We start from the raw sequence: 10,649 nt of genomic DNA, 5'->3' as shown, positions 1-10,649 counted from the left end.
GAAAGAGCTGCTTGATGCGTCACGATATCAGTCTGCTTCGCAAGTTCGTTTCTCCCGAAATCATTTTCGGCGCCGGCTGCCGGCACAATGTTGGCAACTACGCCAGCACGTTCGGCGCACGCAGGGTCCTGGTGGTGTCCGACCCCGGGGTACAGGCCGCCGGTTGGGTCGCCGACGTGGAAGCCAGCCTGCAGGCCCAGGGCATCGACTACTGCCTGTATACCCAGGTATCGCCGAACCCACGTGTGGAAGAGGTGATGCAGGGGGCCGAGGTCTACCGCAGCCTGGGGTGCAACGTGATCGTCGCCGTGGGCGGCGGCAGCCCCATGGATTGCGCCAAGGGCATCGGCATCGTTGCCGCCCATGGCCGCAGCATTCTCGAATTCGAAGGGGTGGACACCCTGACGGTGCCCAGCCCGCCGCTGATCCTCATCCCGACGACCGCCGGCACCTCGGCGGATGTGTCGCAGTTCGTGATCATTTCCAACCAGCAGGAACGGATGAAGTTTTCCATCGTCAGCAAGGCGGTGGTGCCGGATGTATCGCTGATCGACCCGGAAACCACCCTGAGCATGGACCCCTTCCTGTCCGCCTGTACCGGGATCGATGCCCTGGTCCACGCCATCGAGGCATTCGTCTCCACGGGCCACGGTCCGCTCACTGACCCGCATGCGCTGGAGGCCATGCGCCTGATCAATGGCAATCTGGTAGCAATGATCGCCAACCCCCAGGACATCGCCCTGCGCGAGAAGATCATGCTCGGCAGCATGCAGGCGGGCCTGGCATTCTCCAACGCCATCCTCGGCGCCGTGCATGCCATGTCCCATAGCCTGGGCGGCTTCCTCGACCTGCCCCACGGTCTGTGCAACGCGGCGCTGGTGGAGCATGTGGTGGCTTTCAACTACAGCGCCGCGCCGGAGCGCTTCAAGGTCATTGCCGAGACGTTTGGCATCGACTGCCGTGGCATGACCCAGAATCAGGTGCGCCAGCGTCTGGTGGAGCACTTGGTGGCACTGAAGCATTCGGTGGGTTTCCACGAAACCTTGCGCCTGCATGGCGTCGGCACCTCGGATATTCCTTTTCTCTCGCGCCACGCCATGCACGATCCCTGCATCCTCACCAACCCGCGCGAGTCCAGCCAGCGGGATGTCGAGGTGGTGTATGCCGAGGCCCTCTGACGATCAACGGGATGCCCTGACCGGGCTGCTGGGGCTCGGCAGTCATTCCGCGCGCAAGAGCCACTACCCCGAGCTGCTGGCCCGCCTGGAAGAGCTGGAGACCGAACGCAATCGCTACAAATGGCTGTTCGAGCACGCGGTGCACGGCATCTTCCAGGCCAGCCTTCAGCAGGGCCTGCGTGCCGCCAACCCGGCGCTGGCCTGGATGCTGGGTTATGACTCGCCCCAGGACTGCCTGTTCTGCCTGACCGACCTGGGTAGCCGCCTGTTCGCTGGCGGTCCCGAGGAACTGGCCGCTATCCGCCAGTCGCTGCAGCGTGAGGGTGGCTTGTTCGGCTACGAAACCCGCCTGCTGCGCAAGGATGGAAGCCATGTGGACGTGCTGATGAACCTGCTGCTAAAGCCGGATGAGGACGATCTGGTGGAAGGCTTCGTCGCCGATATCACCGAGCGCATTCTCGCCCAGCAGCGCCTGCAAACCCTTAATGACGAACTGGAGCAGCGCGTGCTGGAGCGCACTCGCGAACTCCAGGCCCTGAACGAACAACTGCGCGAGGCACGGGACGCGGCAGAGGCCGCCAACCTGAGCAAGGACAAGTACCTGGCGGCGGCCAGCCACGATCTGCTGCAACCACTGAATGCGGCACGTTTGCTGGTTTCGACCCTGCGCGAACGCCAGCTCCCGGTATCTGAGAGGCAACTGGTGGAGCGGACTCACCAGGCGCTTGAGGGGGCCGAAGACCTGCTGACCGACCTGCTGGATATTTCCAAGCTGGACCAGAGCGCGATCAAGCCGGATCTGGATGTCTATACCCTCGACGAGGTTCTGGCCCCCTTGGCCTCTGAGTTCCAGAGCGTCGCCGATGCGGCTGGCCTTGGGCTGCGGGTGCGCATCCCGCGCCTGTGCATCAATACCGACTTCCGTCTGCTGACGCGCATCCTGCGCAACTTCCTCAGCAATGCCTGCCGCTATACCGAACGAGGGCGCATCCTGATGGGCGCGCGGCGCCGGGGTGATCGGCTGCGGCTGGAGGTATGGGACAGTGGCCGGGGCATTCCGGCGGACCAGCTGGAAGCGATCTTCCTCGAGTTCAACCAGCTGGACGTGGGTCGCGCAGCCGAACGCAAGGGCGTCGGCCTGGGCCTGGCCATAGTCGACCGCATCGCCAGCATGCTGGGGTATCGGGTGGCGGTGCGCTCGCAGTTGGGGCGCGGCTCGGTTTTCAGCATCGAAGTGCCCGTGGCCCAGGCGCATGCTGCCGTGCGCGCTACCGTAGAGACGCGGCCCCTGGCTGGCGACCCGTTGCCCGGCCAGCGCCTGCTGGTGGTGGACAACGAGCCGGACATCCTCGAAAGCATGTCGGCGCTGCTGGGGCAGTGGGGTTGCGAAGTGCTGACGGCCACCGACCTGGCCGGCGCCCTGAAGGTACTGCAGGACCAGGCGCCGGACCTGATCCTGGTGGATTACCACCTGGATCACGGCGTCGTCGGTTGCGATGTGATCCTGGCCCTGCGCCAGCGCTTTGCCCGGGACCTGCCGGCGGTGATCATCACCGCTGACCGCAGCGACCAGTGCAGGCGCACGTTGCAGGACCTGCGGGTGCCCCTGCTCAACAAACCGGTCAAGCCGGGCAAGCTGCGCGCGGTGATCAGCCAGTTGATCGGCGCGGCAGACTGACGGCTAAGCCTTGGTGCATTGCGAGCCCGGACCGGCAGATCCTGATCGAGTTCCCAGCGCCTTCCGCTAGTTGATCGCCTCATAGGGCAGCCCGACATAGTTCTCCGCGATGGTCCGGCGGCCGGCCTCGGAGCCGACGTAGTAGTCCAGCTCGGTCTGCTGCATACGTCGGCCGAAGGCGTCGGTGTCGGGGAAGCGGTGCAGCAGTGAGGTCATCCACCAGGAGAAACGCTCGGCCTTCCAGATGCGTCGCAGGCAGATGGACGAATACTGCTCCAGCAGGTCGGTACGGCCGTCGCCGTAGACCTTCACCAGGATGCGGAACAGGGTGTTCACGTCGCTGGCGGCCAGATTCAGGCCCTTGGCGCCGGTCGGGGGGACGATATGGGCGGCGTCGCCCAACAGGAAAAGGCGGCCGTACTGCATGGGTTCGACCACGAAGCTGCGCAGCGGGGCAATGCTCTTCTCGATGGAGGGGCCGGTGACGAGTTTCGCCGCGGTCTGCTCGGGCAGGCGGTTTTTCAGCTCTTCCCAGAAGCGCTCATCCGACCAGTCCTCCACCTTCTCGTCGGCCGATACCTGCACGTAGTAACGGGTGCGGGTGGGTGAACGCATGCTGCATAAGGCGAAGCCGCGTTCGTGGTTGGCGTAGATGAGTTCGTCGTTGACCGGAGGGGTGTCGGCCAGTACGCCCAGCCAGCCGAAGGGGTAGACCCGCTCGAACTCCTTGAGCACGCCGGCAGGGATGGATTTGCGCGACACGCCGTGGAAGCCGTCGCAGCCGGCGATGTAGTCGCAGTCGAGGCGGAGGGTTTCACCGTTCTGCTCGAAGGTGACGTAGGGCGCGGCGGATTTCAGGTCGTGGGGCTGGACGTTGGTGGCGTTGTAGAAGCTGCGCGCACCACAGGCGACGCGGGCTTCCATCAGGTCGCGGGTGACTTCGGTCTGGCCGTAGATCATCACCGTCTTGCCGCCGGTCAGGCCCTTGAGGTCGATGTGCTCGCGGCGGCCGTCGAAGGCCAGCTCGAAGCCGTCGTGCACCAGGCCTTCACGGTCCATGCGCTCGCTGACGCCGGCTTCGCGCAGCAGGTCGACCATGCCCTGTTCGAGCACCCCTGCGCGGATGCGGCCAAGGACGTAGTCCGGGTTCTGGCGTTCGATGATGACGTTGTCGATACCGGCCTTGTGCAGCAACTGGCCGAGGAGCAGGCCGGACGGGCCGGCGCCGATGATGGCGACCTGAGTCTTCATTGTTATTGTCCTCTTGAAGAGTTCCGGTGGCCGGCGCAAGGCAGTCGCGGCTCACCTGTAGTTTGGGTGCGCCTGTATTTTTTGTGGATCGCCATCGGCTTTGAAGGCAATATCCAACGCCTTTCATGGATTTTTCGTGGATTCATGCGGTTGGAGGTTCAATGACCAGACACGCCCACGCTCCGGTTCCGGTGTTCAAGCTCTATGGCGAAACCACCGCCTGGCCGACGCCGGACCTGATCCATTGGGAGTCCATCGAGTCGCGCAGCCGCCTGCATGAATGGGAGATCAAGCCGCACCAGCACGGTGACCTGGTGCAGTTGCTCTATGTGCGATCCGGCCGCGCCGAACTGGAAGTGGAAGGGCAGGTGAACCGGGTCGATTGTGCGTCGCTGCAGGTGGTGCCAACCCTGTGCGTACATGGCTTCCGCTTTTCCGACGATGTCGACGGCCATGTGCTGACCTTGGCGTTGCCGCTGGTGGAGCAGGTGGCCGGATTGCTGAACAGCCAGGCGCTGCTGACGCCTGCCTGTTTCGCGGCCGGTGACAGCCAGCCTTACCTGGACACGTTGTTCGAAGCCATCAGCCACGAGTACGCGCAACAGGCGCCGGGCCGCGAACTGATGCTGCAGTCGTTGATCAGCGTGCTGCTGGTGTGGATCGGCCGGCGCTCACTGGCGCAGTCACAGTCCGACGCGCAGCAGCAGGATCGGGGCAGGCTGCACCTGCAGGCATTCACCCATGAGTTGGAGCAGCACTTTCGCGAACACCTGCCCATCGAGCAGTACGCTCAGCGCCTGGGCATCAGTGCCGCCCACCTCAATGCCCTGTGCCGGCGCCTGGCCGGGCAATCGGCGCTGCAGATGATCAACCAGCGCCTGCTGCTGGAGGCCAAGCGTTGCCTGGTCTACACGGCGATGACCATCAATCAGGTGTCGGACAGCCTGGGCTTTTCCGAGCCGGCGTACTTTTCCCGCTTCTTCAAGCGCGGCACGGGACAGTCACCGAAGGCGTTCCGTATAGCCCGTTGAGTATTGGGGCGAATTCATTCGCTATGTCTGCGTTGGCTGTTGCGAGAGATTCATCATCGGGCCAAGAGCCTTGTGGGAGCTGGCTTGCCCGCGAAACGGGGCCATTCGCTGGCAAGCCAGCTCCTACAGGCAATGCAGCTCCTCGCAACACGTTTTCGCCCCTTCAGGTTCAAGAGCGTCCGACGTCAACCTTGATACCGCCGCGCGATCAGGTGATCGATGGACAGTACTCCAGGTCCCTGGCTGACCAGCAGCAGCAGGCTCGCGGCCCAGACGCCGTGGGTCGGGTAGGCGTCCGGGTAGACGAAGGTCTGGATCACCAGGGTCATGCCGAGCAGAGCCAATGCCGAGAAGCGCGTCGCCAGGCCGAGCAGGATCAGCAGCGGAAAGAAGTGCTCGGAAAACGCCGCAGCATGGGCCGCCAGTTCAGGCGAGAGCAACGGCAGCTTGTACTCATCGGTGAACAGCGGAATGGCCGAGGTGGACAAGTGGGGGATGCCCAGTTGGAAGGTGCCGTCCACCAGGTCGATGGCCAAGCCTTCCACCTTTGTCTGCCCGGACTTCCAGAAGATCGCGGCAATCGAGAAACGGGCGACGAAGGCCACCAGGCTGTACGGAACCCGCTTGCACAGCTCGATGGCCTGGAGCACCAGTTTCACCGGCAAGTGGCTGTAGTGGATCTGGAGGGTGGCGTTCATTGCGTCTGACTCCCGCAGTTGAGGGTGAACCGGGTGATGGCGCCGCCTGACAGAAGGCGTGCCAGGGTGGAAGCGAGATCGAAGTCGGCATCGATGACCAGTGCTGCGCCCACCGCTGGCCCGAGTGGGCTGCCAGCACCAAGGGCCTGGATGAATGCGCTGGCGCCGGGGCCGATCAGGCTGACTTCAACCTCCAGTCCGTTGCGCAAGACCAGTGCACATTCGGGCCGATCGGGGCTCACCTCGGCCAGTTCGAGCAGCCCCTGGTGGGCGGCCCAGAGTGAAGCGATGGCGTAGTCGGAGCGAATCACCGCCACTGAGGGATGCAGCCAGAGCTGCATGCCGGGCAGTCGTTCCGCGGCTGACAGGACAGCGGCAAGGCCGGCCCCGTCCAGGGGTGGCAGGTCAGCGGCGTGATAGGCGTGAACCTGCGCCAGCTCCAGCCGCGCCGTATCCGCCAGGTAAGGCAGGCTGTCGGCCGGCGGAAATGTCGCAATGAAGTCGGGGAACTCGCCTCCGTAGAACGCCAGAAGTGGAGACCGGGGTGGTACAGCTTGCACGTACAGGCGGGCCATGCCGGCGAAGAAGGGTTCGCCCACCAGTTGCCTGACGACCGGGAACGTGTCGGCCAGGGCACCGATCAGCGACGCCAGCACATTGTTGCGGTACACCGCGAAACGCCGTGCCGGGTCGGAGCCGTTCCGGGCATGTAGCCCAGTCGGGCAGGGCAGCTCCGGGTCGAGCAGGGCGCAAGCGAAGGCATTGGCGTTCATGCTGCTTTCTCCTGGCGCAGCAGCTGTTCGGCATAACTTGCTTCGCGCACGAGGGTCTCCAGCGGGGGGATGTCGTTGTCCCGTTCGATCAGGGTGGGCACTGGGCCCAGGCGTTTCAGGGTTTCGCCATAGAGGGCCCAGACGGCGGCGTCTACCGCGGAACCGTGATGGTCGATCAGCAGGCGCGCGCCGGCGGCGTCGAGATCCTCGGCAAAACCCGCCAGGTGAATTTCACCTACCGCATGCAGGGGCAGGGCAGCCAGGTAGGCGCTGACATCGCGGTTGTGGTTGACGCAGGACACATAGGCATTGTTCAGGTCCAGCAGCAGGCCGCAGCCAGTCCGTTTCACCACATCATTGATGAAATCGGCCTCGTCCAGGCTGGAGCTGTCGAATTCCAGGTAGGTGGCCGGGTTCTCCAGCAGCATCTGCCGCTGCAGATGGTCCTGCACCTGGTCGATGTGCCGGCAGACGCGCTCCAGGCTGGCCTGATCGTAAGCCAGTGGCAGCAGGTCGTTGAGAAAGATGTCGCCATGGGTGGACCAGGCCAGGTGCTCGGAAAAGGACGCCGGTTCATAGCGTTCGATCAGCACGGCCAAACGGTTCAGATGGGCGGTGTCCAGCGGCTGGTCGGCCCCGATGGAAAGGCCGACGCCGTGGATCGAAAGCGGATAGTCCTGGCGGATGAGCCCGAGGTAGTGGTGGAAGGGGCCACCCGCGACCATGTAGTTCTCGGCGTGGATTTCGAAGAAGCCCAGGCCGGGTCGGCTATCGAGCACATCCCGATGGTGCTGGGACTTGAGCCCGATACCGGCCCGCGCCGGCAAACTTCCGGCAGGAGCGTGGAGCGGTGAGGAGTGGGTCATGGTGAGTGCTCCCGCCGGTGGTGGTCAGCCCTTCTTCTCTTCCTTGAATTCCTGCAGTTGACCGAAGCCGGTGGGCGAACTGGGGGACGCGGTTTTCTCGCAGGTGCCGGTCGGTACGTACTTCCAGGCGTTGCCCTGGTAATCCATCTTCGCGGTGCCTGCGCAGGAGGTGCCGGCGCCGGCGGCGCAGTCGTTCTTGCCTTTCATGGCGATGCCGAAGCACTTTTCGTTGTCGGCGGCCTGGGCAGCCACAGGGGCCATGGACAGGCCGATGGCGGTGCTCAGGGCAAGGGCGAGACCGGTTGCGGATACGACACTGGCAGTCGAGGTTTTCATGCTTGTTCTCTCCGTTTCTGATGGGACGACTGGGGCAGGATGCCCTGGTTGGCGGGGCACGTCCGGTTGCCCGGGCGTTGCAAGTACCGCCTTCGAGACAGGAGACAAAGGAGGTCGGACCGCGTTACATCACGGCACGAGATTTTTTCCGGCATTGCTCTCCGGGCTGCGCCGCGCCGCCGCTTTTAGACGGGTGCGGCAGCGCCCTGATAGGCCGTCGCCACCATCGCCGTGTCCACATGATTGATGGTGGCGATGATGCGTTCGGCGTCGCACAGGGCCGGCGCCATGGCCCAGCGGTGGGTGCGGTCGTTACCGATGCGGAGCATGCCGGTGTGGCTGCCGAGATCGTTGTCTACCTCGGGGACGGGGTCGTAGAAGCCCAGGCTGTAGCGAAGGCGGCGGATATTCGCCGCCGTCCCGGTGAGGAACAGCCAACCGGGACGTGCGCCCTGGCGTTCGGCGTAAGACCTGAGCACGTCGACGGTGTCCAGATCCGGTTGCAGGCTGATGGAGTAGAGGAATACTTCACGGCCAAGACGCTCGCCGAGCAGCAGTTGAAGCCGGCGCAGGTTGGCGATCATGGCCGGGCAGCTGCCTTCGCACTGGACGTACATCATGTTGATCGCCACCACCTTGCCGCGCACCAGGTCGTCGTAAAAACGCAGCTGGCGGCCGTCATGGGTGTGCACAGGGACATTGGGCAAGCGACTGTCGGTCTTGCGCGTCGAGGATTGCGACATCGGGGCAAGGCTGTAACCCAGGGCGCCGCCGAGGGCGGCCAGGCCCAGCCCGCCGATTACCATGCGTCGAGTGTTCATGGCTGACCTCCCGGGTTCGATGATCCACTGGGAACCCTGCCGTCCACGGGCGACGGCCCACTGGTGTCGGTCTCGATGTCGAAGCGCGCCATCATGGCGTGGTCCTCGTGGATCAGGTTGTGGCAATGAAGGGGGTACTTGCCGAGGAAGTCGCGGAAGCGCAGGAACACCCGCACGGTCATGTCCTCGCCTATCACGTAGACATCCTTGCGCCCCTGTTCATGGAGCGGCACTGGCACGGCGCGACCAAGCACGGTCTTGCTGATGATCCGGCCTTCTTCGAAGTGAACGTGGATGGGGTGGTCCCAGCCGTCCTCGGGATTGACCAGTTCCCAGATTTCCGCGCTGCCCTGGCGAAGGCGTGCGTTGACCCGGTTGGGGTCGAAGAAGCGTTCGTTGATGGCCCACAGGCCTTTGTCGCGGTCGAACACCCAGCGCCGTATCGGCGCCGCGGCGATTTCCTCCGCGCTTAGCGGACGCAGTTCGCGGAGTCGGTCGGGCACCTGGCTGACATCGGCCTCGGGAGGCATGTGGTCGACGATGAACTTGAGCACCTGTACGCCGGGTTTGCGTACGTCCTTGGGTTGCCGGGTGTCTTCGGGTCGGTGTGTGAGGCGGTTGACCAGATAGAGCTCGGTACCCAGCGGATAGGCAGAAAAGTCGACCACTATGTCGCCGCGTTCGGCCACGCCCAACCGGACCCGGGTCTGATTCCGCAGGGGGGCCGGCAGCAGGTTGCCGTCATTGGCGATGTAGATGAAACGCTGGTCGCGGTTGCGGCGATCCACCAGATAGAACTCGTAGAAGCGGCTCGGTCCAGTGTTGAGTAGACGCAGGCGGTACTTGCGCGCGGCGACCCGGAGCACCGGTTCGATAATGCCGTTGACGGCGATCTTGTCGCCGAGCACACCCTCCGGGTTGACCTGGTCCCAGAACAGGAGGCCGTCGGGGGTGAAACGCTTGTCGCCGAAGCCCAGCGGATAGTCGTAGGGATGGCTGGGCAGGCGCAGTGCAGCGGGGTTGGGGTCGTGCTCGTTGCCGGAGTCGACGTCATCGAACAGCAGGTAGAAGCCAAGCAGGCCCTTGTAGACGTTGGGTGCGGTGAAATCCATGGTGTGGTCGTGATAGAAGAGGGTGCCCAGGGCCTCTCGCGGGTCGCCGATGCCGTTCTGTAACTCGTCGAAGCCCGCGTAGATATTGCCGTACAGGTGGTCGAGGTATTCCCCGGGGGCAGACAGTGTCGGCCCTGCCTTGGTGGCGCTGTAGAAGTCGCCGGGGAAGCCGTCGCTTTCCGATCCGCTATGGGCGTTGTGCAGGTGGGTGGCGATTTCCGGCGTGCCGAATCCCACGTGGTCGGCAGGCAGGCGATTGCGGATGCGTACGACTATGGGTTCGCCATAGCGCGCGAAAATTACCGGCCCGGGTGTCACAGCTTCCGCTTCGTTACCCTGGAAACCCCATATCGGCTGGCGCGGATAGGCGTCGTTGAACAGCCATTCCGGGTTCTGCCGAGCCACCAGTTCGTAGGTCACCCGCCAACCCAGTTCACCCCAGCGCTGGTGCGCCGCACGGCCGGCCTCTCCGGCCGCGACATTGGCCTGCTCAGTGGGCGCGGGGTCCAGGAGTACGGGTTGTAGCGGAGTGACCCGTTCCGGTAGTTCGAGGGTCCAGGGAATGGTAGGAGGGCTGGGCGGGATGACCGGAGGGGCTTCCTCGTCATCGTCGTCCTTGCCCAGGCTGGCCAGTGAGCGCCCTATCCAGGGGGCAGTTGCTGCCGCCGTGGCGAGCTTGAGGAACGTTCTGCGGGAATCACCGGACGCAGGATGGATGGGGTAGGGCCTGTTCATGGGACGCCTCCTCCCCCAAGTGATTCTTGTTATTCAGGGCACGGGGCGACGCAGCCCAGCACGCCATGCCGTCATGCCGTCATGGAGTGCTGGGCTTGTTGTCAGCTCTCCGATGATATCACTCTGAAATCGCGGGGAGTCAAAAGGCTGACGGTTGGCCAGGCACCCCC

Annotated in this window: 10 protein-coding genes; 3 read left to right on the top strand and 7 right to left on the bottom strand. The window is 64.2% G+C overall.

All coding sequences use genetic code 11. The annotated features are described in order from the left end of the window. Positions 1-14: 14 nt before the first annotated feature. Positions 15-1,178, top strand: a complete 1,164-nt coding sequence (ercA, locus tag E8F20_RS16185) for an alcohol dehydrogenase-like regulatory protein ErcA (protein WP_280284623.1) — start codon at positions 15-17, stop codon at positions 1,176-1,178. Further along, positions 1,162-2,856 (top strand): NahK/ErcS family hybrid sensor histidine kinase/response regulator, encoded by a 1,695-nt coding sequence (locus E8F20_RS16180; protein ID WP_280284622.1) that lies wholly within the window; start codon positions 1,162-1,164, stop codon positions 2,854-2,856. The genes ercA and E8F20_RS16180 overlap by 17 nt, the downstream gene beginning before the upstream one ends. Before the next feature lie 66 nt (positions 2,857-2,922). On the opposite strand, the gene pobA is transcribed toward E8F20_RS16180, so the two are convergent. Then, positions 2,923-4,107 (bottom strand): 4-hydroxybenzoate 3-monooxygenase, encoded by a 1,185-nt coding sequence (gene pobA, locus E8F20_RS16175; RefSeq protein ID WP_280284621.1) that lies wholly within the window; start codon positions 4,105-4,107, stop codon positions 2,923-2,925. Positions 4,108-4,268: 161 nt separating this feature from the next. Here pobA and E8F20_RS16170 point away from each other — a divergent pair, with 161 nt between their 5' ends. After that, a complete protein-coding gene (locus E8F20_RS16170) occupies positions 4,269-5,138 on the top strand; it encodes a helix-turn-helix domain-containing protein (RefSeq protein ID WP_280284620.1) in 870 nt (289 codons plus the stop codon). Between the two features lie 185 nt (positions 5,139-5,323). Here the strand turns inward: E8F20_RS16170 and E8F20_RS16165 are convergent, their stop codons facing one another. From E8F20_RS16165 to E8F20_RS16140, 6 genes are all read right to left on the bottom strand, one after another. Further along, the gene (locus tag E8F20_RS16165) at positions 5,324-5,836 is read right to left on the bottom strand and encodes a DoxX family protein (RefSeq protein WP_280284619.1); all 513 of its coding nucleotides are present in this window, start codon (positions 5,834-5,836) and stop codon (positions 5,324-5,326) included. Continuing rightward, entirely contained in the window at positions 5,833-6,609 is a 777-nt protein-coding gene (locus tag E8F20_RS16160; protein WP_280284618.1) for a DNA-binding domain-containing protein, read from the bottom strand. Before E8F20_RS16160 ends, E8F20_RS16165 begins: the two co-directional genes overlap by 4 nt. Then, entirely contained in the window at positions 6,606-7,475 is an 870-nt protein-coding gene (locus tag E8F20_RS16155; protein ID WP_280284617.1) for a DUF692 domain-containing protein, read from the bottom strand. The genes E8F20_RS16160 and E8F20_RS16155 overlap by 4 nt, the downstream gene beginning before the upstream one ends. Positions 7,476-7,499: 24 nt before the next feature. Next, a complete protein-coding gene (locus E8F20_RS16150; protein ID WP_137823821.1) occupies positions 7,500-7,811 on the bottom strand; it encodes a DUF2282 domain-containing protein in 312 nt (103 codons plus the stop codon). A 185-nt stretch (positions 7,812-7,996) separates the two neighbouring features. Continuing rightward, complete coding sequence (locus tag E8F20_RS16145) at positions 7,997-8,632, bottom strand: SCO family protein (protein WP_280284616.1); 636 nt, start codon at positions 8,630-8,632, stop codon at positions 7,997-7,999. After that, positions 8,629-10,479, bottom strand: a complete 1,851-nt coding sequence (locus E8F20_RS16140; protein ID WP_280284615.1) for a multicopper oxidase domain-containing protein — start codon at positions 10,477-10,479, stop codon at positions 8,629-8,631. Before E8F20_RS16140 ends, E8F20_RS16145 begins: the two co-directional genes overlap by 4 nt. Positions 10,480-10,649: the final 170 nt, after the last annotated feature.

The organism is Pseudomonas sp. BN415 (assembly GCF_029871195.1).
In the GTDB taxonomy this organism is placed as follows: domain Bacteria; phylum Pseudomonadota; class Gammaproteobacteria; order Pseudomonadales; family Pseudomonadaceae; genus Metapseudomonas; species Metapseudomonas resinovorans.
The sequence above is the reverse complement of the archived record's forward strand: the minus strand, read 5'-3'. Positions and strand labels throughout refer to the sequence as shown.